Genomic DNA, 25,264 nt, shown 5'->3' on the forward strand with positions numbered 1-25,264 from the left:
ATTATTTAACTATCATTACTCCTTGCATAACTCTCCAATGCCCTGGAAAGGTGCATATAAAGGGATATTCACCTGGCGTTGAAGGTGCCTTAAATTTTAAGGAGTATGTTTGATCAGGATTTAATATTGGCGTCGCAAAAAGCACATCGCTCGTTTGTGGTATGTAATTAAGGGTTGCTGCATTAGGATCCGCCGCCATTTTATCGGCTGCTTTACCTACAACTTCTTTTTTACCTGGTTTAGTGATTACCAAATTGTGTTGCATAAAATCTGGATTCTCTAATACAAGCTCTACTTGCTCCCCTGCTTTTACCTGAAATTGCGTTACATTGAACTTCATTTCATTCGTAATCGTTTTAATAGTGACTACTTTTGCATTGCTTATCTCCTCAACATTATTCTCATTACCAGTATCAGCTTGTCCTCCATAATACTTGTTTAACAGCCTGACCATATCAAAAATAGTCGCAGATTTTTCTGCTTGATTTGTAAAGCTTTTTTCTACCTTATATTTCCACGTTCCATGAATTCTGACCATTGATTCTCCAGATTGTAAATACAATTGCCAAAAATTACCGTATATACCGCCTTCATTACCATTATCCTCTACCCTAACCGCTATCGTGTTCTTTCCTGGTTTCAATACTCCATCCGGAATTTCATAATTTCTGTTTGAGCTAAAGCTTGATGCCATACTACCCACCTCTATTCCGTTTACATACGTTATATCAGAATCATCAATTGGACCTAATGACAAAGTAGTTCCCTTAACCATATTTGCAGGTATGGTAACTTCTCGCCTAAACCAAATAATACCGTCCATATCTAAACCAGCATCTTCAATATATTGCGGAATTTCCATAGTTTCCCAACTACTATCATCATAATTACTGGTACTCATGTCCATAGTTTCCTCGGATGGTATTACATAATCAGGATTCGCTTTATGGAATGCCTCTAAGAATCCACTCATATGTATGGTTGAATTAGCGTATAAAGCTTTATACAACCATGGATCGTTCATGATTTTATCATTGCTTGTTAACTCAAATAACAAAGCGCCAATTTTTTTAGATGATGGTCTTTCTGTGAAATATAATAAAGCTTCTAACTGAACACCCGGATCCCTATCATTAATCATATTCGCCTTAAACAAAGCTGCATCTGTATCATCGTTTCTTGGTAACATTTGTACGGCTGCCTTACGAACCCCTGCTGCTTTATGATATAGCGCTCCTTTAATTAAATTATGAGTATTACTATCAAAATCTAATGCATGTAAACCATAAATTGTCCAAATGGCATGCAAAGCAGCATTGTTCAAACCGCTCTCATCGACCTGTTTTGAGTTTACCAACTTGTACAGATCATCTAAAACATCGACATTTCCTCTTTCTACTAAAAGGCGTTGTGCTGTTAATCTCCAGAATTGATTATCACTGCTTAAAGCTTCTACTAATGCAACAGGATCTTCTTTGGGTAATTGTAAGAGCGAATATTCATAATCATACTTCGGAACCACTCGCCAAATTCTACCGCGACTTTTATCTCTAAGCGGATTCACATAAGCATTGCCTTCTCCATTTTCAGCATCATAACCGCCTCTGTCAATATTAGGTGTAGGATTGTGCTGTATAATAAAATTGTACCAATCTGCTACCCAAACTGCACCATCAGGACCTGTTTTTGCTTCTACCGGAGAGCTCCATTCATCTGCCGAAGCAAATAAGTTTCCTGCATCTTCCTCGGCAAATCCAGACCCTTCTTTTACTATTCTCGCTTGATGTACCAAACCACCAGTAGGCTCACACACAAAGGCAATTTTATTCCAGTATGTACTTGGAAAAGCCCTAGCTGTATAGAAATGATGACCCGCAGCGGCTGTGAATCCTCCGAAAACATCTACCTGTCTTACATTTGGGGTTATTGGTTGCATATAATAGTGACCATCTATTTTTGCACTACCATCTGCCCCTATTCCCTTTACATCTTCAAGATTTTTATTCGGTATGCCTACAAACACACTGTGTGTATTGTTTGCAGTAGATGCGAATATGGAGTTATCTTCTGTAATACCTAATCCCCAAGTATTATTACTTGTATTGGTCAATACTTCAAAGGTTTTTTTCTTCGGATTAAAACGGTATACATTCTGATTGAATTTTAAATCATATCCAAATGCATTTCCCTCAAATCCCGAATAACCAACAACACCGTATAAATTATTATCAATACCATATTGCAAATTTGAAGGACCAGCGTGTGTATCAAAAGTACCCCAACCATCAATTAATATTTCTTTTACATCTGCCTTATCATCACCATCGGTGTCTTTTAAAAATATAAAATGCGGTGCTTGTGAAACCACAATACCACCATCGTAAAAAACAAAACTTGTAGGTATATTTAATTCTTCGGCAAAAACGGTTACCTTATCTGCCTTTCCATCACCATCTGTATCCTCCAATATTTTTACTTTATCATCGCCAATACTATTATCATTACGTACCGTATTCGGGTAGTCAACTGTTTCTATAACCCAAAGCCTACCTTTTTCATCCCAGTTCATGGCAATAGGGTTAATGATATCTGGCTCAGAAGCAAACAATTGCACATCGAAACCAGCGGGAACTTGTATTAATTTTTTTGATTCTTCTGGAGATAACGGTAATTGATATTTTGGTGCGGGATCTCGTTTTTCATAATTAGGTATGTTCGCTCTTTCCTCATATTTAAGGGCTGGCATATCTTTCATAAATGCTTCCCAGTTTTTCTTTACCTTATTATCTACTGCCCAAAGTATACCTGATTTTACTAACTCTTGAAAGCCCTTATTTTCCCACGTACGCTCATCATGACCATAAGCAGTATAGAAAACTTTACCTTCACCTAGTTCTTTTGTCCAAGTCCAAGGTTCTCTTTTTTCACCGTCTACACGTTCCATTAAAACATGTATATCTTCAGCAATTTTATCATGTACATAAGTTTCATCCCATACTTCGAATGGCGATAAACTTTTAGTAATAGCATGGTCTTTATCTACAATGTCGGCAGTGAAGGTTCCTGTTTCATGACTCATAAATTGTGCACCTACCAAATTGATATATTCTGGTGAATTTTTGAAACAGAAGCTTGCTGAGTGTATTGGAATAAAAGCTTTACCCTCTTTTACAAAATTTAAAAGTGCCCTTTCTTCATTTTTGTTTATTTCTTCGTGATTTGCGTAAATAATAAGTCCGTCATACAACTCTAGATTCTGCTCATTTAAATCAGATGGTTTTTCTGTATAGGTAATATTGATACCGTCTTTTGTTAAGGCAGATGCCAAAATAGGAAAATATGCCCTTGAATTATGATGTTCAAGTTCGTGCCCAAGAAACAATAATTCTATTCTGCGAGGTTCATTATCTAATCGTTCCTTTTTTGTTGGAGTACAGGCTGCAATAAAAAGTAATAATAAGATGATTTTGAGTATTGCGAAATTGATTTTCATAGTACACGAAGTTTTATATTCTCAATATTACTTATAATAGCAACTTAGAAAATACTCTTACATATCACATACTGACTGTATTTTATCATTAAAAAATTTATTAGTCCTAATTTTTGATACATTAGTAGCTAATCTATACTTTTTCTAATATAATTAAGACTTGTAAAACGTATGAAATCTGCACTTCAAAAATCACCAATACCTGAAACACGTGCCTATTTAGCACGAATGTTGAGTGAACCTGTTTTTGATCCACATTGGCATTTTCACTCTGAATATCAGTTGTTCTTGGTTTTAAGAGGAAGTGGCACTCGTTTTATAGGTGATAGTGTAAAACCTTATAAAACAGGAGATATCACATTTACAGGTCCAAATCTACCTCACATGTGGCGTAGTGAAAATGAACTAGAACAAGAAAAGAATATTGCTTGGTCTGAAGGAGTTGTTATTTATTTTCATGAAGACTTTTTAGGAGAAAACCTCTTACAAAGCGATGAGGCCATTCGTCTACGACAGGTATTCCATAAAAGTTTAAGAGGTATGGAATTTACTGAACAGTCTGCCACAACCTTAAAAAAATTAATGCTAGAACTACTACCGATGGACGGATTCGATGGCATACTGCACCTATTAAATATTCTAAATTTTATAAGTAACACTAAAGAATACCAAATTTTAGCAAGCCCTGGTTACACGAACACACTAAGAGAAGCCGATACCGAACGTATGTTTAAAGTGTACGCTTACGTAATGAAAAATTTTAAACGAAAGATGGCGCTAACAGATTTGGCAAATTTGACTAACATGACACCCACTTCTTTTAGCAGATATTTTAAGCAACATGCGAATAAATCATTTTCAGATTTTGTTAGTGAAATACGTATAGGTCATGCGTGTAAACTGCTTATTGAACAAAAAATGAATGTATCGCAAGCTTGTTACGAAAGTGGATTTCAAACATTATCGAACTTCAACAAACAGTTTAAATTTATTACAAAACGTACGCCTTTAGGTTATAAGAAGGAGTATGAGGTGTATTAATAAATATTCAATCAATCTTCGCTTCTAGGAAAAAATTCAGATGCTTTTTCTGAATTCATTCAATTACCGCTAAAATAAATATAAACTTACCTTGATATTTTTAGCAAACAACTTGAAAAAAAACTTAACATACCTCTTTATATTAATCCCCATAATTATCTGTTCTCAAAACTCTCATATAAAGGATATTGAATTTGAAGATATATCCACTGAACAACACATATATAATGAATTGCTTAAGTTACAAGATGAAAATGCCTTAATCGTTCAATTTGGTTATTCTACTAATCTGTTAAAAGGTCTAGATTCAAACCTTATCCTTTATCTAAATAACGGACAAATTAAGTTATATAAAATCTTTGAACTTTATGAATCTGAATTAAAACCTAAAATTAAAAGAGTAAGAATTAAAAAAAAAGTATCAACAGTATTGGGAATTTTTAAATAGGTGTATTAACGAAGAAAAATTTAAAATCGATGAAGCGCAACTAATTTTTGAAGATCAAGGTTTGCAGCAAGCAATTTCCGGAGCGAGAGCGTATCATTTTAACTTATTTCAAAATAAAAATTATACAATTTATAACAGTTTTGCAACGAAAATGCATATCTATATAAAATCTCCTGGTTTTGAGGAAAAGCAAAAGTTAATCGATTTGATTGAGGGTTTTGAAGATTTGATTAAGAAACATTAATGGATATTAGGCTTATAATTAACAGATTATATATCAAATTCTTCAACAATCATTTTTGCATACGCCATTTTAATTTTTGTTGACCTAACACTTTCTCTAATATTGTAGCACGAACAGATTCTATAATTTATTTTAGGTTTTGAAATGGCTCGAATGAAATTAAAAACAATATTTTCGAATAAACATATTTTCCATGTCAATGAAGTATCCAATTTATTTAATAGTCTTTATACTATTTACTTCATGTCAGCAAAAACAAAATAAATCATCTGCAGAACCAGCCTTTTACACTTACGGCGCTAAAAACGATTCTGCCATTTTCTATTTTAATAAAGGTTGGGAATTGATTTTAGACTATGGTCAATGGACATTATCTGATAAGGCTTTTAGAAATGCAGTATCCTTCGATTCTACTTTTATAGTCGGTAAGGCGTTGGTTGGTAAAAATACCACAGATCTCAATGAAAGAATTGAAATTTTAAACGACTTAAATAACTCTCAAATTAAGGTTCGTGAAGACGACCAACTAATTTTAGAAGTTACCATGATTACGCTAGAACTATTTAATGCTCGCGGACAAAACATAAAATTAAATGAGGATTTTTTATCAAATTTCTTATCAACAGCAGAAAAAAACTACCGAACATTTATTCATAAGCACCCTAATGAATCATATATAAAAGCAGAATATATAGAGGTTTTAAATGCTATATATGGCCCAAAGATAGCATTAGATTCACTACATAATCTAACGACTACTAAACAGAAGAAAATTCCATTTTTTATTAGTTATTCGGCTACGTTAGAATCAGATGTAGGCAATTTTGAAAAAGCACTTTCAATTGCAGATGATTTTAACACTCAAATTAATGATCCTAATATTCCACAGCCCTACGTACTGTACGGCAGTATTTATTTAAAAATGGATAGTTTGTCGTTAGCAACATCTCATATTGACAATGCCTTGCAATTAGACCCTAATTATATTTTTGCTCAACGTTTTAAAAATCAAATAAATACTAAACTAAAGGTCATTGACGGCAACGACTAAAATCAATTATACCAACAGGTAAACATTTTAAAAACAGTATAAATGAAAAAGACGACAAATATCAATAAGGGCATTACTTGTTTATCGTCTTTACTCCTACTCCTGTTTTCAGTCTTTATAATTTCTTGTAACGGACAAAAAAAGGAATATATACCACATGCCGATGAAAATAAACAACCAACTTCATTAAAAGACATTCCGCTACAAAAAACACAACCGCTTAAAAATGAACATAAAAGTCCTTTTTTACAACCCAAAATTGATATCCCTATAAGTGAATTTGTTCGTAGAATATTTCAAGATAAAAGTGGCAATCTATGGTTTGGCACCAACGGAGATGGTGTAGCAAGGTATAATGGAAAATCCCTTGACTATTTTTCTATCGATGAAGGTTTTGGTGGCGTCGCCGTTAGGGGTATTATAGAAGATAATGACGGTAATATTTGGTTCGGTACCGAACGCGGATTAACGAAATACGATGGAAATTCTTTTGTGAATTTCACAGAAAAAGACGGACTGAATAATGATAATATTTGGAGTCTTTTTATGGATAGAAAAGGCATTATTTGGATAGGTACTTTAGAAGGAATCAATTTATTTGATGGTCAAAGCTTTTCTTTGTTTTCACTACCAGACGGAACACCAGATTATAACAGAGGTGTTACTAGTGCTAAAATTGTGCACAGTATAATGGAAGACAGCAAAGGTACTATGTGGTTTGGTACTAATGCAGGTGCTTATTTTTATGATGGAAAATCACTATCCAACCTTTCAGAAGAAGACGGATTATGCAATAACGCCATCAATGATATTTTAGAAGATAAAAATGGCAATATTTGGTTTGCCACTCACTATGAAGGAGTCTGTATTTGGAACGGAAAATCTTTCACTAAAGTTGCTACAAAAGAAAGAGAAAATAGTACCGAAGTATGGAGCTTATTTGAAGATACAGCTGGTCAAATTTGGTTTCCAATCGAAAGTTTTGGCGTCTACCGATACAATGGTACAACAGCCACAAATTTCAGTGAAAGCAACGGACTTAAAAGTGGTGCCATACAATGTATATTTGAAGATAATAAAGGGAGAATATGGCTAGGTGGATACATGGGTCTGTTCCGTTTTGACGGAACTTCTTTTTATACTGTTAGCCAAAATGGAATTTTAAAAGAATAAATTATTAGCCACAATAGACTATAAAACAGATATTTATATATTTCATATTAAAGTTGATCTTTATCATATTTTTAATAAACAGCATTCTCTTGACAAAAAATAACCTCTAAATTATAATATAAAAATAGTATTCAGCAATGGCTAAAATAATAGATACCCCAGAACAAAATAACCTTAAAATAGGTATGGCTCAAATCTCACCAATTTGGCTAAATAAAGAGAAGACTATTGATAAGATCAAGGATTATATCATTAAAGCTGGTGAAGATGATTGCGAGCTTGTTGTTTTTGGTGAAGCTCTATTACCTGGCTATCCTTTTTGGGTTTCTATGACCGATGGTGCAAAATTTGATTCTAAAGTGCAAAAAGAAATTCATGCACATTACATTAAAAACTCCATTCAAATAGAAGCGGGAGAATTAGATGACATTTGTGCTCTTGCAAAGCAACATAAAATTGCTATCTACTTGGGCTTAATGGAACGTGCAAAAAATAGAGGCGGACACAGTATTTACTGTTCGCTCATTTACATAAATAGTGAAGGCGAAATTAAATCTGTTCATAGAAAATTGCAGCCTACTTATGAAGAACGGTTAACCTGGGCACCTGGTGATGGTAATGGGTTAAGGGTTCACGAATTGAAAAACTTTACTGTTGGCGGACTCAATTGTTGGGAAAACTGGATGCCTCTTCCACGTACAGCTTTATATGGTTTAGGAGAAGATTTGCACATAGCCGTTTGGCCTGGTTCCGATTACAACACAGCTGATATAACAAGGTTTATTGCGAGGGAATCTAGATCGTTTGTAGTTTCGGTTTCTAGTTTAATGAGCAAAGTCGACTTCCCTAAAGACACACCACACTTAGATACTATTCTTGAAAACTGCCCAGATAAGTTAGCAAATGGAGGCTCTTGTATTGCCGGCCCGGATGGAGAATGGATTTTGCCCCCTGTTGTTGATAAAGAAGGATTAATTACTGCTACTATTGATTTTAACAGGGTGCTTGAAGAACGACAAAACTTTGATTCTGTAGGGCACTATTCTAGACCAGACGTAACGAAATTAACCGTTAATAGAGAACGGCAATCAATTGTTGACATAAATGATTAAAATGGAAAGAACTTAACTGTTCTCTCCATTCAATTCTTTCATAATCTCAGCAAACAGTTGATAAGATTTTATACGGTCTTGTCCGTCATAAATATTGGTAACAGCGATCAGTTCATCTACTTGAGTATCTGCTATAAACTGCTGTACTTGTTTTTTAACGGTTTCTTTACTTCCAATAAATGAGTATTTCAACATTTGCTGCACCGCAGAGTTCTGACTTAACTCATGCAAATCATCTGTCATGTCAACCGGTGGTTGCATAAAGGTTCTATTACCCGTCAACAGCGCAATAATCATTTTATATAACGATGTAGAAATGCGTTCTGCTTCTTCGTCCGTATCTGCAATAATGATGTTTACCCCGGCAGCCGTATAAGGTTTTTCCAACTCTTTGGATGGCTGAAATTCATTATAATAAATCTTCAACGCATTCATTAAATGTGTTGTTGCGAAGTGACTGGCAAATGCATAAGGTAATCCTTTTTTAGCCGCCAAATGTGCACTATCTGTACTTGAACCTAAGATATATAAAGGTACATCTACACCCTCTGCTAAAGTAGCACGTACTTTTGCATTAGCATTTTCAGGAGAAAAATAACGCTGTATTTTTTCTACCTCTAAAGGAAATGACTGAGCTGCTTGGTAAAAATCTGAACGAATTGCTTGTGCCGTCAACTGATCTGTACCCGGTGCACGCCCCAAACCTAAGTCTATTCGATTAGGATATAATATGCCTAATGTACCAAACTGCTCCGCTATAATTAACGGGGAATGGTTAGGCAACATAATTCCGCCAGATCCAACTCGTATTGTTTTTGTCTCCTCTGCAATTTTACCTATTAAAATAGATGTTGCACTACTGCCTATCGCTACTGAATTATGATGCTCTGCCAGCCAAAAACGAGTATAGCCAGCTTCTTCCGCAGCTTGTGCTAGAGCTACCGAATGATCAAAAGTATCTTTCAATGTAGTCCCTTGCGATACTATGGCTAAATCTAATATGGAATATTTTATTTTTTTCATACTATTAAATTCATTTATATATTTAAAAGTATCTATATATTAATTTAAAAAATTACAAATTTTGCAAACGCATCATATAATTATCCCACACTTCATGATTCAGTGAATAGTTATAATTACGACCAATTTTATGTTGATTTATCAATCCGGCTTCTACTAATTTCTTAATATGATGACTAATAGATGGTTGTGCTAAATCTAGCAAATCGCAGGCTCGTGTACATTCTACCTTTCCTTGATTCTTTTGCATGTACTGCAACAATTTTAAACGATTTACATCACTTAATGCTTTAGATATTTTCTCAACTTGTTTTAGCTCCATGATGTTTTAATATATTGATACATGCAAATGTATTTATAAATATTGATTTAAATTACAAATTGGGAAGACCTTAATAATGATTAACTTGACCTTAAGAATAATACTACAATCTATAGATGAAGAAAATTACTCAAGCACCACATATTATTTTCTGGACTCTGATTCCTGTTATACTACTAATCGGATTTCTAAAACCTGATAAAACACTAGACATCAATATTCATGACTCCTATTTTCTTATTGCAATAATGCATTTAGCTGTTTTAATTTCAATTATTTTTGGAATTCTAGGTTTCGGTTACTGGGTAGTAATTAGGTTAAATAGAAGGTTGGTAAATTGGCTGACCGTGATTCATTTAATCATAACGGTCATCGGTTTCTGCTTGATTATCTTAATTCCGTATTTCTTACCGACCGCCAGTCAGGATATTTCCCCTTTATATTTTGATGAGCAAGTAACGATTACATTATCCGCACTTGTGGCAGTTTGTATACAGTTATTATACCCTATAAATATTATAACTGCCCTAGTTAGAATAAAAAATTAAATTTTCAATAAATCATGGGTATTAATGCAACATGTTAACATTGTGCCAAACCTTAACATTTACATTGAATTTTTGATAAAAAAATTAACTTTACAGCCACAAAATTTAAGTTAATAACCACCTATGAATCTTACCATTGAGAACATACTTCTTGTAGGTTCTATTTTGCTGTTTATCAGTATTATAGTGGGTAAAACATCGTATAAATTTGGCGTACCAACTTTAATACTCTTTTTAGCAATAGGCATGCTGGCTGGCTCTGATGGTATTGGAGGCATCAAATTTGATGATCCTAAGCTTGCTCAATTTATCGGTATTGTTTCCCTAAACTTTATACTCTTTTCTGGTGGACTGGATACCAACTGGAAATCAGTAAAACCGATTTTGAAAGAAGGTATTATGCTTTCTACCCTAGGCGTATTGCTTACGGCGCTTACTCTAGGCGCTTTTGTATATTATATTACCGATTTCACGATATATGAAAGTATGCTGTTAGGCTCTATAGTTTCATCTACAGATGCAGCAGCGGTATTCTCTATATTACGATCTAAAAATTTGGCACTTAAGAGTAATCTTAGACCAACTTTAGAGCTAGAAAGTGGTAGTAATGACCCGATGGCGTATGTGCTAACACTGGCTTTTTTAACCCTGGTTATTAATCAAAATTTAAGTGTATTATCTATTATCCCGCTGTTTTTAAAACAAATGATTTTAGGTGGTATCGGCGGATTCGCTTTCGGTAAATTAAGCGAAATCATCATCAACAAAATCAAACTTGGTTTTGAAGGACTGTATCCGGTATTGGTTATTGCCCTTATGTTCATTACATTCTCTGCGACCGATGTCGTTGGTGGTAACGGATTCTTAGCAATTTACATTTGTGCCGTGTATTTAGGCAATCAAGATCTAATTCATAAATCGACTATTTTAAAGATGTTCGATGGTATGGCGTGGTTAATGCAAATTGTACTGTTCCTTACCTTAGGACTATTAGTATTTCCGTCACAAATTATTCCTTATTTAGGCATCGGATTACTGATTTCGGTATTCCTCATTCTAATAGCAAGACCCGTTAGTGTATTATTAAGTCTTATGTTTTTTAAAATGAAAATGGGACGTCGGTTTTATATTTCATGGGTGGGTTTACGTGGTGCAGTGCCTATTGTTTTTGCCACCTACCCCTTATTGGCAGGTATTGACAAGGCTAATATCATTTTTAGTATCGTATTTTTTATCTCTGTATCTTCTGTATTAATTCAAGGCACCACATTGTCCATTTTTGCAAAATGGTTAAATGTAGCATTACCAGAAGAGGTAAAGCCTATTGCTGAGAATGACAGGTATATTCTGAATTTACCAAAATCAGAAATGGAAGAAGTATCTATACCTCTTGATAGTTTTGCTGTAGGTAAACGAATTATAGATTTACATATTCCGAGGTCTGCTTTTATTGTAATGATAAAGAGAAATAATAAATTTGTACGTCCGGGAGGATCTACAATTATTGAAGCTGATGATGTTCTAGTTTTACTACTAGATAATGAAGAAAGTTTGAAAGAAGTTAATGTAATTCTCGACCAAGCGGTTATCGCATAATATGAAAAGTACGAATAACATATTCAGAGTTCTGTTACTGGTAACAATTTATTGTTTCGGTATATATAGTTCTGCTAATACGTTACCCTTTTCTAGCGAGATTGAAATAAGCGAAAACGGAAATCAGAAAACGTATTTTTCTGAATCTACTAAGGTTTTATCTCCGCATGCACAGCAATCTGAAATTTCTATTTCTGATGCTGCAGAAATATCAGCACCTAATAATAAGCTACCGTTTACAAGTTTTAATTCTCAAATAATTAGTAGTGAGTTAGGCTTCGTAGCAAGATTTAGACAGTACCAACTGTATGCTAATACTTTATTGATCAGACATAGAAAGTCTGACCTCATCTTCCCTTTTCATAGTTTCTGGTAATCCATTTTTTTAAAGGTTGTCGTTTTGACGATCATATATAACTATTTGATATGATGCAACTTAAAACATCATACAGAAATCAATATATCATATTTAAAAAATTACAAAATGGAATTAGGAATAGCCGCTATTGGTTTAGCATCTGTTGTAATTTGTGCAATGCCTTTTGTTATTACCAACAGAAATAGAAAAACGAAAGAAAAACAAATGATGACATCGTTAAGAGATGTTGCCAGCAAACATAATTGTACGATCTCTGAATTTGAATTTTTTGGACACTACGCGATTGGTATCGATGCCCAAAAGAAATTTATTTTCTTTATCTCTAAAAATGGAGAGGTTTTAAATCAGCAATACGCCGATTTATCAAAAATTAAGACCGCTGAAATTGGTAATATCGACAAATCGTATGCTAGAAAAGAGAAAATAACCGATCGCTTAATTTTGACTCTTTTTTCGAAACATGGAAATGAACCGGACACCGTTTTTGAATTCTATAATGTCGATGTTAACTACCAATTAAGTGGTGAATTTCAGTCAATAGAAAAATGGAACAAGGTGATTAAGAATTTGCTTAAAAATTCATAGTAAGCTTTTTACAAAAATTTAATCCAATAACCAAGCGAATAGTTAATCTGATCTAATAAGAGAAGATTTGCTGTTCGCTTTTGTTTTTTAAAACGTGAAAATTTTATTAGCTTGTAAAAGCACTTCATTATGAATTAGAAAATGAAATTATTTGATATAAAAGTTGACCAAAGTAAAAATTTGCTTCCGCAGGGTGGAACAGTTAATTACTACGGAAAAATACTTACCCAGCAGGAATCTGTGTATTACCTAGAGAAACTACTCAATAACATTGTTTGGAAGAATGATGAAGCCATCATCTTTGGCAAAAAGATAATTACCAAACGTAAAGTGGCTTGGTATGGCGAAAAACCATTTGAATACACCTACTCTAACACTACAAAACAGGCGTTACCGTGGACAACGGAATTATTAGACTTAAAGAATAAAATAGAACAAGAAACGGGAGAAACCTTTAATTCGTGCCTGTTAAACTTATATCATAATGGTAGTGAGGGTATGGCTTGGCATAGTGACGGAGAAAAGGACCTTAAAAAGAATGGAGCTATTGCCTCTCTTAGTTTTGGCGATGAACGCAAATTCGCTTTTAAACATAAAGAATCTAAAGAAAAAGTTGAACTGGTATTAGAACATGGTAGCTTATTGATTATGAAAGATGAAACCCAAACGAATTGGCTACATCGTCTTCCACCAACAACTAAAAGCAAGAATCCAAGGGTTAATTTGACTTTTAGAACTATTATTGAAAAATAGCATTATAATTCTCCTTAGCATTTTTGATTGGCTAGCGGGCTCATCATAATTTTTACTTTAATTTTGCAGCATGGTCAGAAATGTACAGTTGCGGTTAACATTAAAGGAAGAAGGCACCCCTAACGGATTAGAAATTCGTACGGCAAAGTATCTGGGACTCGAAGATGGTACCTTTAAAATCAAGGTGCTTCGAAAGTCTATAGATGCTCGTAAGCCTAAAATTTTCTTTAATTACAAACTGGCAATTTATATTAATGAACCTGCCCCTAGCGATGCCCTTAACTTTAAATACAAAGATGTCTCTAACGCAAAAGCAATACATATTATAGGTTTCGGTCCTGCCGGTATGTGGGCTGCATTACGTTGTTTAGAAATGGGTTACAAACCTATTGTTCTTGAACGTGGTAATAATGTAAAGGATCGTAGACGAGATTTAAAAGCCATTAATCAAGACCATCAAGTAAACCCTGAAAGTAATTATTGCTTTGGGGAAGGTGGTGCCGGCACATATTCTGACGGAAAACTATATACACGAAGTCTTAAACGTGGCGATGTGCGTCGCATATTTGAAAGCTTGGTTTTTCATGGTGCTACAGAACAAATTTTGGTAGATGCACATCCGCATATTGGGACAAATAAACTTCCGAAAATTGTTCAGAATATTCGTGAAGTAATTCAGCAGCATGGTGGTGAAATTCATTTCAATACCAAAGTGACAGATTTCGTTATTAAAGATAACACGCTAAAAGCAATTGTTTTAAATGAGAAAGATGAAATGGCTGTTGAACGTGTGATACTGGCAACGGGACATTCAGCTCGCGATATTTTCGATTTACTTCACAAAAAAGACATTGCACTTGAAGCAAAGTCATTTGCAATGGGTGTACGTGTAGAGCATCCGCAACATATTATAGATAGTATTCAATATCATTGCTCTGGTGATCGTAGCGAATTGTTACCCGCTGCTTCCTATAGTTTAGTAGAACAAGTGAAAGACCGTGGCGTATATTCTTTTTGTATGTGTCCCGGTGGATTCATTGTACCTGCCGCAACTTCACCTGGTGAGGTTGTTGTGAACGGAATGTCTCCGTCTAAACGAAATAACCTATATGCAAATTCCGGAATCGTAGTGGAAATAAATGTGGATAAAGACATTGCCAAATACGAGAAATTCGGAGCATTAAAAGGATTAGAATATCAGAAAGATTTAGAACGATTAGCTTTTACATCTGGTGGACGCTCACAAACCGCTCCCGCACAACGATTAACTGATTTCGTAGATGGGAACCTTTCTGTAGACTTAAATCCGACTTCATATCAACCGGGATTGAACTCCGCTCCCCTACACTCCCTATTACCAAAACTTATTGGTGGTAGACTGCGGCAAGGTTTTAAAGCCTTCGGTGATAAAATGCACGGTTACTATACTGCCGAGGCAAATATTGTAGGTGTAGAATCTAGAACTTCATCGCCTGTAAGTATCCCAAGAAATGAAAAATTAGAACACCCCGTTATTAAAGGTCTTTTTCCTTGCGGTGAAGGTGGCGGTTATGCTGGTGGTATCGTTTCTGCCGCAATGGACGGAGAACGTTGTGCCGAAGCTGCTATGGTAGGACTTTAAAGTTTAAATTGGTTGATGGTTGATGGTTGATGGTTGATAGAAAATAAAATTTTGCAAAGCAAAATTGTTATTGCCAGTAGTCTTTCCTCTCTACTCTATTTTTTTCACTTTGTACTTTATACTTAATACTGTAAACTAGCTACTGAAAACTGAACACTAAAACTTAAGCCATCTTAGCCTTGTTCGCTTTAGTTACAAAATTCAAATCTCTTTTAATTCTAGAATTTTTGAATTTGTATAATCTCGCTACCTCTGTTTTCGCTTCTAAGTTGATTTCGTAAGTGGTTTCGGTAACGATGGTCATTTCAACTGTTTCAACCTTTACTTCTTCAGTAGTGTTTTGTGCTTGAGCAGTGAAGCTTAAAAAGATGATGAAGATTGTTGCGATTATTGTTTTCATGACTTGCGTTTGTTACAATAATAGAACGCCGCAGACCTTCTTTTACTAGGTGGTGAATCGCTGAAAAACCCTTAATACTCGTTACTTGACACAAGTTCGGGTAAAGTGTAAAATCGTATCGATAAACGACACATACCCTAAAATCACCTTACCGATAATTGGTGCCGTTAACCGACAAACCAAGTTTTAAATACAAGAATTAAATACAAGTTCAAACTCAAAAATCAAGTTTAAGTTCAAGATGAGTTATTGGTTGTTGGTTTTGGATTGATGATTGATGATTGATGATTGATGATTGTAAGTTGTTAGTTGTTAGTTGTTAGTTGTTAGAAACTATAAAATATAGCTTTACTAAATCTTCTACATGAGGCATTAATCAAAATAAGTCTATTCTCTATTTTCTCTATTCCTACTTAATACTTTGTACTTGATCCTTAATACTACTAACCACAACCTCTCAACTAGCATTAACCCAAATATATCTATTCTAACTTCCTGCCTTATACTTTGTACTTATAACTAAATACCAACTACCAACCACTATATTATTTCTTCCACATTAAAGCGTACCTTTGCAACTTATTAAAATTTTTATGACATTTAAAGAACTCGGCCTAGCCGAACCAATCCTAAAAGCCTTAGAAGCCGAAGGATATACTCACCCTACTCCAATTCAAGAACAATCAATTCCTATACTACTTAAAGGCAAAGACCTGTTAGGTGTTGCACAAACTGGTACTGGTAAAACTGCTGCTTTCGGTATTCCTATTTTACATCAACTGTATGAGGGTATTAGCTTAAGTCAAACAAAACGTAAGGTTAAAGCTTTAGTAGTTACACCTACACGTGAGCTGGCCATTCAAATTGGCGAAAGTTTTACGGCCTACGGTAAATATACGGGCCTACGTAATACTGTTATTTTTGGCGGTGTAAAACAAGGGAAACAAGTAAGTGCGCTTAGAGGCGGAGTTGATATTTTAATTGCTACTCCCGGTCGTTTATTAGATTTAATGAATCAAGGTTTTATTTCTTTTAGAGATTTAGAGCATGTGGTTTTAGATGAAGCCGACCAAATGTTAGATATGGGTTTCATACACGACATTAAAAAAATCATTTCAAAATTACCTCCTAAAAGACAATCGTTATTCTTTTCGGCAACTATGCCAAAAGATATTGTTGTGTTATCTCGAAAAATGCTAGGTGATTTTGAGCGTGTTACCATTAAACCTGAACAAGCTACTGCAGAGAAAGTAGAACAAGGTGTTTATTTTGTGAGTAAAGCGAATAAACCAAAATTACTTATTCATTTACTGGAGCAACAGCCAAAAGAATCTGTTCTTGTTTTTTCTAGAACTAAGCATGGCGCTAATAAGATTGTAAAGAAATTAGACCAGGCAGGTATAAGATCTGCTGCAATACATGGTAATAAATCGCAAACTGCAAGGCAAAAGGCTTTAGGTGATTTTAAAGATGGTAAACTAAAAGTTCTAGTTGCAACTGATATTGCTGCAAGAGGTATTGATGTTGACGATTTATCATTAGTGGTAAATTATGACCTACCCAATGTATCTGAAACTTACGTTCACCGAATTGGTAGAACTGGTCGTGCAAATGCTAGTGGTACCGCAATATCATTCTGTGATAAAGAAGAAAGACCTTACTTACGTGATATAGAAAAGCTAATTAACCAATCTGTACCACGTATGCCAGAGCATCAGTTTACCGATGAGGATGGTGAAGAAGAAAAAGATGACAGACCTCCAAGAACTCCTAGAGGTCCTGGAAAATCAGGAAATAAAAATAGACCTGGTGGTAACAACTTTCGAGGAAAGAACAATAGAAATACAAGCAAACCTAAAAAAAGAAATGACTCTAGCAGAAGCGAATAGCTTCTGTTAGAATTTCATTTATACCAACATATCACCTTATGAAAAAGCAAATGGTTATTTATGGCAGCGGTCGCCATACCGTACCATTCTTAAATTATATCGCAAAAGCTACAGGTAAAGAAAAACCGAATATGTGTTTTATACCAACCGCTAGCGGTGAAGATGAACAATATATTGCTTCTTTCTATGATGTGTGTTCTCAAATAGATGTTACTCCGCATATATTATCTGTCTGGATCAATTCATACGACCAAAAAGAATCCTTCGAGGAAATTATCTCTCGTATGGATGCGATTATAGTTGGCGGCGGGAACACCTTAAATATGCTTGCCATTTGGAAAGCACAGGGTATTGATATTGCTCTTAAAAACGCTTATGATAACGGAGTGGTCATGGGCGGTGGTAGTGCAGGTTCTTTATGTTGGTTTAATGGCGGAACTACAGATTCTAGACCTAAAGAATTAAGCATTGTTGGGGGGATGGCGTTTATAGACAAAAGCCACTGTCCACATTACAATTCTGAAACTTCACGTAGACCTCTTTATTTTGAAAATATTAAAACAGGTAAACTTTCTAATGGTTACGCTTGTGATGACCGTTCTGCTATTCATTTTATTGATGGTGAGGTACATACTTCTGTTTCTTTGAATGAAGAAAACCACTCTTATTACGTGTATTTAAAAGATGGTGAAATTGTTGAAGAATTGATACCGAGTACTATTATTTCTTAGGTTCTATCTAAAATATTCCTATTTTAATTTTTATATACTAGTTTCTTAATTGAGAAATCTAGTTCATCATCCTTATCCAAATTATAAGTAAAACACTTTAAAAGTATAAGTTATTTATGTACTTTAAGGGTGTAAAATTCCCCTTTATTTTTCTGATTCACCATCTGTTGCTGATCTCCCCACGATTTGCAGCCTTATTTGTTTTGTGTTTAATTCAAAAATTAAATACAAATATGAAATTGTAATCAGAACATTTTTTTTCAAACTAACCACCAATTAGTACATGAAACTAGCTGTAAAAAGGGACAAAAAAATCGTTGAAATTTATACCAATTGGTCACATGGTTATTTAAATGTCTACGTAATAACCAATACTCTTTTTTTTTAATCATGACTCTTGTTTTAACGGTACTTCCGTGAATGAGGCGTTTTTAATTTGTTCTTCTACCTCCAATTTCTTTACAAACTTTTTTGGACCAGGTTCAACCATTAACTTAAAAATCAATGATTAGACAATCCCTATTATTCATCACGCTATTTTTCTGTATGCTATTTACGGCAAGTGGGCAAGAAAACCCTGTAGATAAAAATGGATTGGCACTAGATACAATCGTGCATTTTACGAAAGCAGATTTAGATTCAATTTTTGGTTTAAGGTTGACAAATAAAGCAGGTTGGATATTTAAATCAGGAAATAAGCAAGATGCATCATCTATAGACATTGATTTAGGGGGTTGGGAACGATTAAATCCTTCTGAGATAACTAATGATATGGCAGATAGTTCTGGAAAATTTGAAGGATGGTTCAGATTGCAATTTACCATTGATAGTGCTTTTGCAAAGCTTCCACTCTACTTGGACAAAGAAGACCATGCAGCAGAGGATATTTATATAAATGGAAAGTTGTTCCGTCAATTTGGAGAAAAAGGGAATGACAGAGCCTCGTTTAAAGAGCATATTCAAGATTTCGACATACGATCTCCTATTTTTTTAGAGCCTGACACTACATATACATTAGCCATACATTATGTTGACTATAGTACCTATTGGGGCATTGCTAAATGGCTTCCTTTGGGCTCTACCAGATTTGTTACCAATGACTATTTTGACTACATGAGTTTTATAGGTTACAGACATTTATTTGACTTATTGAGTTCTTTGATTTTCTTCATTCTTTTCTGGCTTCTTTATTTCCTTATTAAAGAGGAAAGTGAACTACTCTTTATCGCTCTTTTTTCTACTATAATGTTATTAGCGAATATTAGCACAGCTTTCTATGGTGGTGATAGTTTGTACTTTACTATACATTCTCATTACATGATAATACTTGCCTATTGCAGATTTTATTTAGAATTATGTTTTTACTTATTCTGCGTTTTGTTCGCCTATAAAATATATTTTGGAAAAGTACCTAAATGGCTTATTTTGGCAAGTTTAATTGTACCATTATTTTTCTTCTTTTTAACTAACAATATAGGGGGTTTCCTATATTTTATATTTCAAATCAGTATTGGCATTTTCTTAATCTACCTATCCATAAAGTCTAAGAATAAAGTTTTATCTGCTAGAATACTTCTTTATTGTTTAACATTATCTTATGTCTTTACTCTTGTTGGATTTTTGGTAAGACAATCCTCTTTAACAGATGATTTTAGTCTAAGGTTAATAATGGTTTATAGTGATACGATCGGTAAAGCTATTCTCTTTTTAGGCATGTTGGCATTTGTTGCTTATCGTATGAGAGAGAAAAATGAGGATATGCGGCAAAATGCAATGGAACTTGTAAAGGTAGAAGCTGAAAAGAGTGCGCTTATTACTTCACAAAATGAAAAGTTAGAATTAAAAGTAAAAGAAAGAACATCAGAATTAAATCAATCTTTAGAAGAATTAAAAGCCACCCAATCCCAACTCATCCAATCCGAGAAAATGGCTTCACTTGGAGAGTTAACTGCTGGTATTGCCCATGAAATTCAAAATCCATTAAATTTCGTCAACAATTTCTCTGAAGTAAATAAAGAACTTCTGGAAGAACTGGAAGAAGAAATTGATAATGGTAATTATGATGAAGTAAAGGCTTTGGCTAAAGATGTATCTGCTAACGAAGATAAAATTATCTTTCATGGCAAACGTGCCGATGGTATCGTAAAAGGAATGCTACAGCATAGCCGAAGCAGTACTGGTCAAAAAGAAATGACCAATATCAATATCTTATCAGACGAATACCTTCGCCTAGCCTACCATGGTTTGCGAGCAAAAGATAAAACTTTTAATGCTACGTTGAATACCGACTTTGATGACTCCATCGGTAAATTAAATATCGTGTCCCAAGATATGGGTAGGGTAATTTTAAATCTAATTACCAATGCTTTTTATGTTGTCAAAAAGAAAAAAGAAGAAAACCCAAAAGGCTACAACCCTACCGTTTCTGTAAGTACAGAAAAACAGGATAATATGGTACTCATTAAGGTATCTGACAATGGTAACGGAGTACCTAAAGAGGTATTGGACAAAATTTTTCAACCTTTCTTCACCACCAAACCTTCTGGCGAAGGTACTGGACTAGGCCTATCATTAAGCTATGATATTGTAAAAGCTCACGGCGGTGAATTAACTGTTGATACTAAACAAGGAGAAGGTACCACCTTCACTATCACATTACCAATGAAATAAATGATTTAATGTTCCCCATTGAAATTATTTGAAAATTACAAAAAGACCAACTTATGAAGATATTAGTTGTAGATGATGAACAAGATGTAAAAATGCTTTTTCAACAGCGTTTTAGAAAAGAAATAAAAAAAGAGGAGTTCGAATTTGTTTTTGCATTCTCAGGCGAAGAAGCTTTAATACTAATGAAAGCAATGGAACATGAAGCGGTGTTGATATTATCTGATATAAATATGCCCGGCATGAGCGGCTTAGAGTTATTGGATAACATTAAAAAAAATTATGTGAAACCACCACCAATGGTCATGATGATTACCGCCTATGGCGATGACGAGAATAGAACAATGGCTAAAACTCTAGGTGCCGATGATTTTCTGACTAAGCCTTTAGATTTTTCATTATTAAAAGATAAGCTGATAACCTTAACCTAAGACTATGGCAAAGATAATGGTAGTAGATGATGAGACGGACTTAGAGATACTCATCAAACAGAAATTTAGAAAGCAAATACGGCAAAACGAATACGAGTTTGTATTTGCCATAAATGGTAGGGACGCACTAGAAAAGCTGGATAAAAATCCCGGTATAGATATTGTTTTGAGCGATATTAATATGCCAGAGATGGACGGTCTTACACTACTCTCTGAGTTACATGAATCTAGTCCGCTTATAAAATCGGTCATTGTTTCTGCCTATGGGGATATGGAAAATATTCGTGTGGCAATGAACCGTGGTGCTTTTGATTTTATCACCAAACCCATAAATTTTGAAGACTTGACCATTACCATGGAAAAGACTTTAAAGCATGCCATGGAAATTAGAAAAACACTACAGGCCATTAAAGAAAATAACATTTTAAAAATGTATGTTGATGAAAACGTACTCAATTTTATGGGTGGTCAAGAGTATGAGTCTAAAATAATGGCAAACGAGAATATTGAAGGTACCATTATGTTTGTTGACGTATGCGGATTCACAAAAATTAGTGAAACCACTAGTCCAGATATCGTCGTTTCAATGCTAAATACCTATTTCGATACCATGGTAAAAGAAATAATGGAGCAAGATGGTATCATAGATAAATTTATAGGTGATGCCGTAATGGCCGTTTTTAGAGGAGAATATCATTTAGACCGTGCCATTGATGCCGCATTGGCCATTAGAAATCAAGTAAACAGCTTACCTAAAGAGGAAGGCAAAGAAACATACCAGCCAAAAGTATCTATTGGTATTAAAAGCGGGGAAATGATTTCGGGAAATATTGGTTCCGCTACTCTTAAGCGTCTCGATTACACCGTTATTGGTGATACCGTAAATACAGCCGCCAGGTTGCAAGATGCTGCTAAAGAAAATCAAATTATTATCTGTGAAAGTTGTTATGAGCAAGTAAAAGAAGCCTTTAAATGTGAAAACTTAGGCAGTATCAATATGAAAAATAAATCGCAACCGCTTACCGTGTACAATGTGATAGAATAGCTAGTCAAAATAAATTAATAGTCATGATCAAAAAAACAATCAAATAAACAAATTCAAATTTTTTAACATAGTACTTATGATTGCCTTATTGATTCCTTTTTTCGGGTATCAGCAAGAGAATGTCAAGCAAAGGACAAAGCAATCAATTGAAGAGCAACTGAGCTTTATTAAAAACAAGTCTAATTTTGAAGATGAAAGTGAACGTTTAAAAGCTTTTTTTGAAGCCTATGCGCAAAACCAAATAGCGGAATCGCCAGCACTGGCTACTTTTTTTGGTAAACCTGGATATGATGATGTATGGGATGACTTTTCTCTTGAAGGTGCAGATAAGAAATTAGCCAACTTAAAATTATTTAATGAAGCTCAGAAGTGGTTTGATGTCAAAGAATTGACAGAAGAAGAGGTCGTGAATTTAGATATTTTCAACGCAGCTGTAAGTACTCAGTATACTCTTGAAAGTCAGTTTCCTGAAAAGTATTTAATCATTGATCAAATAGATGGGTTTCACATATACCTCCCTGCAATTATACAAATGATGCCCACCAATTCTTCAACTGGAGTCAAAAATATTTTGTCCAGATTAGAAGGACTACCTAAATTATTGCAACAAGCTCAAAGTACCTTGACCGAGGGAATTGAAAAAGGTATTGTGATGCCTCGAAATACGGTCATTCAAGTACCCGAACAATTAAAACAAATTATTTCGAATACTCCCGAAGAAAGCGTTTTTTATACCCCCTTCGCCAATCTTAAAGAAGGAATAATTATAGAAGGAAGAGCATCCATAACAGATGATGCGCAGAAGATTATTGCTACTAAAATAAATCCTGCGCTAATAAAGTTTACCGATTTTATGGAGAAAGTATATCTACCCAAAGCCCGTGAAAGTTATGGTCTTAACCAGTTACCAAATGGCGAAGCTTGGTACAATGAACTTATTACATACCACACCTCTACCAATATGACTGCCAAAGAAGTGCACACATTGGGACTATCTGAGGTAGCAAGAATTAAAAAGGAAATGGAAAATTTGAAGTCAGATATTGGCTTCGAAGGAGACCTTACCGCTTTTAATGATTTCTTAAGAGAAGACCCTCAATTTTTCTTTGAAACTCCAGAAGAGCTGCTTACAGCATACCGAGACATTTGTAAGCGCATAGATCCTGTTTTACCTAAACTCTTTGGCAAGCTACCTAGATTACCTTATGGTGTAAAGCAAGTACCGGCCTACTCAGAAAAGGCTTCTACAACTGCTTATTATTACCCAGGTTCTTTACAATCTGGGATACCTGGTTATTTTTATGCCAACACCTATAACTTAAAAACTAGACCCAAATGGGAAATGGAAGCCTTGAGTATTCATGAAGCCGTTCCCGGTCATCACCTACAAATAGCGTTAGCGTCAGAGCTTGAAGGTGTTCCTGAATTTAAATCTATGTTGAATTTCACCGCATTTATTGAAGGTTGGGGGCTTTATTCGGAAAGCTTAGGTCCAGAATTAGGGTTCTATAAAGATCCTTATTCCAAATACGGGCAACTAACGTATGAGATGTGGCGTGCCATACGCTTAGTAGTAGATACGGGCATCCACGCTTACGGTTGGTCTAGACAAAAAGCCATAGATTATTTTAAAATGAATTCGGGTAAAAGCTTAAATGATATTACCGTTGAAATAGATAGATATATTGCTATGCCTGGGCAGGCATTAGCTTACAAAATCGGAGAATTAAAAATAAAAGAACTAAGAAAAAAAGCTGAGACTGCTCTTAATGATCGATTTGATATCAGGGCATTTCATGACGTAGTATTAGGAAGTGGGACCATTCCCTTAGATGTTTTGGAAGCCAATGTGAATAATTGGATTACAAAGCAAACAACAAAATTATAAAATGAAAATTTAATATTATGATATTAGAGGTTAAAGAGGCTTTTAAATGTGAGAACCTAGGTAGTATTAACATGAAGTATAAAGCACAACCACTTACTGTCTATAATGTACTTGAATAATTATTTGCAGTATTTAAATTTCTAATTATGACCAAACCATTACCACCTGAAAATAAAAAAACTACTAAAATTAAGGCAAAGGAAAATCCGTTATCTGCTTTTGAAAAAGGACTCTTAGATGAACTTAAATCTAAGGGGCATGCAGAAGAATTGGTGGATCACTATTGGGGTACCATCAATTACGTATCAAGCTTAATAAAGGCTTCTGAATTAAAAGCAGGTCTAATTCTATCCTTTTACGGTATTATATTGAATTTCATTTATCAAAGTGCACCTCCTGTAATGCACTCGGTTTCTAATGCTATTTTATTTTATGTCTTTATCGGACTTTGGTTTGTTGCCACTACTGTTTCCGTTTTTTATAGCGTACGCTGCTTTATTCCAAAATTAGAAGGAAACTATAGTGACAATGTATTTTATTTTGGAGATGTCATAACCAAATTTGGGAGCATCAAAGAATTCTCAAAAAAATTCTATAAGGTAAGTATGAACGAAGAAGAGGTTTTTGAGCAATTAGGAGAACAAATCTATATCAACTCAAAAATTGCCGCTTGGAAATTTAGAAACGTACAACGTTCCATTCGTTTTTTAGCCATTAGTCTAATTCTGTTACTAATAACCGCTATTTATTACGGGGTGCTTAGAATTGCTTAGCAATTGTAAAATTGATATAAATATTACCTGAATAAACCTATTAAAAATGAG

General features: G+C 34.5%; 21 protein-coding genes. 17 read left to right on the forward strand and 4 right to left on the reverse strand.

Going from position 1 to position 25,264, the window contains the following annotated elements:
- Position 1: 1 nt before the first annotated feature.
- Positions 2 to 3,493 (reverse strand): PVC-type heme-binding CxxCH protein, encoded by a 3,492-nt coding sequence (locus ACEN2N_RS06115; RefSeq protein WP_441823487.1) that lies wholly within the window; start codon positions 3,491 to 3,493, stop codon positions 2 to 4.
- 171 nt (positions 3,494 to 3,664) lie between these two features.
- Here ACEN2N_RS06115 and ACEN2N_RS06120 point away from each other — a divergent pair, with 171 nt between their 5' ends.
- From ACEN2N_RS06120 to ACEN2N_RS06135, 4 genes are all read left to right on the forward strand, one after another.
- Positions 3,665 to 4,534 carry an AraC family transcriptional regulator gene (locus ACEN2N_RS06120; RefSeq protein WP_441823488.1) on the forward strand — a complete coding sequence of 290 codons (870 nt, stop codon included), beginning with the start codon at positions 3,665 to 3,667 and terminating at the stop codon, positions 4,532 to 4,534.
- An 891-nt stretch (positions 4,535 to 5,425) separates the two neighbouring features.
- Positions 5,426 to 6,277, forward strand: a complete 852-nt coding sequence (locus ACEN2N_RS06125; protein ID WP_441823489.1) for a hypothetical protein — start codon at positions 5,426 to 5,428, stop codon at positions 6,275 to 6,277.
- Positions 6,278 to 6,319: 42 nt separating this feature from the next.
- A complete protein-coding gene (locus ACEN2N_RS06130; RefSeq protein ID WP_441823490.1) occupies positions 6,320 to 7,450 on the forward strand; it encodes a ligand-binding sensor domain-containing protein in 1,131 nt (376 codons plus the stop codon).
- A 137-nt stretch (positions 7,451 to 7,587) separates the two neighbouring features.
- The gene (locus ACEN2N_RS06135; protein WP_441823491.1) at positions 7,588 to 8,562 is read left to right on the forward strand and encodes a carbon-nitrogen hydrolase family protein; all 975 of its coding nucleotides are present in this window, start codon (positions 7,588 to 7,590) and stop codon (positions 8,560 to 8,562) included.
- 12 nt (positions 8,563 to 8,574) lie between these two features.
- On the opposite strand, the gene ACEN2N_RS06140 is transcribed toward ACEN2N_RS06135, so the two are convergent.
- Together ACEN2N_RS06140 and ACEN2N_RS06145 are read right to left on the reverse strand one after the other, a co-directional pair.
- Positions 8,575 to 9,585, reverse strand: coding sequence for an LLM class flavin-dependent oxidoreductase (locus ACEN2N_RS06140; RefSeq protein WP_441823492.1), 1,011 nt, complete (start codon positions 9,583 to 9,585; stop codon positions 8,575 to 8,577).
- Between the two features lie 52 nt (positions 9,586 to 9,637).
- Positions 9,638 to 9,907, reverse strand: coding sequence for an ArsR/SmtB family transcription factor (locus tag ACEN2N_RS06145; protein ID WP_324026438.1), 270 nt, complete (start codon positions 9,905 to 9,907; stop codon positions 9,638 to 9,640).
- Positions 9,908 to 10,023: 116 nt separating this feature from the next.
- Between ACEN2N_RS06145 and ACEN2N_RS06150 the strand changes: the two genes are divergently transcribed.
- The 6 genes from ACEN2N_RS06150 (at position 10,024) to ACEN2N_RS06175 (ending at position 15,389) form a co-directional block, all read left to right on the forward strand.
- Positions 10,024 to 10,455: a hypothetical protein gene (locus ACEN2N_RS06150; RefSeq protein ID WP_441823493.1), complete on the forward strand. Its 432-nt coding sequence runs from the start codon at positions 10,024 to 10,026 to the stop codon at positions 10,453 to 10,455.
- Between the two features lie 123 nt (positions 10,456 to 10,578).
- Positions 10,579 to 12,051: a potassium/proton antiporter gene (locus tag ACEN2N_RS06155; RefSeq protein WP_441823494.1), complete on the forward strand. Its 1,473-nt coding sequence runs from the start codon at positions 10,579 to 10,581 to the stop codon at positions 12,049 to 12,051.
- Between the two features lies 1 nt (position 12,052).
- The gene (locus ACEN2N_RS06160; protein ID WP_441823495.1) at positions 12,053 to 12,427 is read left to right on the forward strand and encodes a hypothetical protein; all 375 of its coding nucleotides are present in this window, start codon (positions 12,053 to 12,055) and stop codon (positions 12,425 to 12,427) included.
- A 108-nt stretch (positions 12,428 to 12,535) separates the two neighbouring features.
- Positions 12,536 to 13,015, forward strand: coding sequence for a hypothetical protein (locus ACEN2N_RS06165; protein ID WP_441823496.1), 480 nt, complete (start codon positions 12,536 to 12,538; stop codon positions 13,013 to 13,015).
- 141 nt (positions 13,016 to 13,156) lie between these two features.
- Entirely contained in the window at positions 13,157 to 13,768 is a 612-nt protein-coding gene (locus tag ACEN2N_RS06170; RefSeq protein ID WP_441823497.1) for an alpha-ketoglutarate-dependent dioxygenase AlkB family protein, read from the forward strand.
- 70 nt (positions 13,769 to 13,838) lie between these two features.
- On the forward strand, positions 13,839 to 15,389 hold the full coding sequence (locus ACEN2N_RS06175; RefSeq protein WP_441823498.1) for an NAD(P)/FAD-dependent oxidoreductase: 1,551 nt from the start codon (positions 13,839 to 13,841) through the stop codon (positions 15,387 to 15,389).
- 163 nt (positions 15,390 to 15,552) lie between these two features.
- Here the strand turns inward: ACEN2N_RS06175 and ACEN2N_RS06180 are convergent, their stop codons facing one another.
- Positions 15,553 to 15,789: a hypothetical protein gene (locus tag ACEN2N_RS06180; RefSeq protein WP_441823499.1), complete on the reverse strand. Its 237-nt coding sequence runs from the start codon at positions 15,787 to 15,789 to the stop codon at positions 15,553 to 15,555.
- Between the two features lie 593 nt (positions 15,790 to 16,382).
- Between ACEN2N_RS06180 and ACEN2N_RS06185 the strand changes: the two genes are divergently transcribed.
- From ACEN2N_RS06185 to ACEN2N_RS06215, 7 genes are all read left to right on the forward strand, one after another.
- Positions 16,383 to 17,678, forward strand: a complete 1,296-nt coding sequence (locus ACEN2N_RS06185) for a DEAD/DEAH box helicase (RefSeq protein ID WP_441823500.1) — start codon at positions 16,383 to 16,385, stop codon at positions 17,676 to 17,678.
- 38 nt (positions 17,679 to 17,716) lie between these two features.
- Positions 17,717 to 18,409, forward strand: a complete 693-nt coding sequence (locus ACEN2N_RS06190) for a Type 1 glutamine amidotransferase-like domain-containing protein (RefSeq protein WP_441823501.1) — start codon at positions 17,717 to 17,719, stop codon at positions 18,407 to 18,409.
- A gap of 504 nt (positions 18,410 to 18,913) precedes the next feature.
- A complete protein-coding gene (locus ACEN2N_RS06195; protein WP_441823502.1) occupies positions 18,914 to 21,079 on the forward strand; it encodes an ATP-binding protein in 2,166 nt (721 codons plus the stop codon).
- Between the two features lie 53 nt (positions 21,080 to 21,132).
- Entirely contained in the window at positions 21,133 to 21,507 is a 375-nt protein-coding gene (locus ACEN2N_RS06200) for a response regulator (RefSeq protein ID WP_441823503.1), read from the forward strand.
- A 4-nt stretch (positions 21,508 to 21,511) separates the two neighbouring features.
- Positions 21,512 to 22,552, forward strand: coding sequence for an adenylate/guanylate cyclase domain-containing protein (locus ACEN2N_RS06205; RefSeq protein WP_441823504.1), 1,041 nt, complete (start codon positions 21,512 to 21,514; stop codon positions 22,550 to 22,552).
- A gap of 76 nt (positions 22,553 to 22,628) precedes the next feature.
- Positions 22,629 to 24,440, forward strand: a complete 1,812-nt coding sequence (locus ACEN2N_RS06210) for a DUF885 domain-containing protein (RefSeq protein ID WP_441823505.1) — start codon at positions 22,629 to 22,631, stop codon at positions 24,438 to 24,440.
- Between the two features lie 146 nt (positions 24,441 to 24,586).
- The gene (locus ACEN2N_RS06215; RefSeq protein ID WP_441823506.1) at positions 24,587 to 25,213 is read left to right on the forward strand and encodes a Pycsar system effector family protein; all 627 of its coding nucleotides are present in this window, start codon (positions 24,587 to 24,589) and stop codon (positions 25,211 to 25,213) included.
- Positions 25,214 to 25,264: the final 51 nt, after the last annotated feature.

Origin of the sequence: Maribacter spongiicola (assembly GCF_052119685.1) — a bacterium.
GTDB lineage: Bacteria > Bacteroidota > Bacteroidia > Flavobacteriales > Flavobacteriaceae > Maribacter > Maribacter spongiicola_A.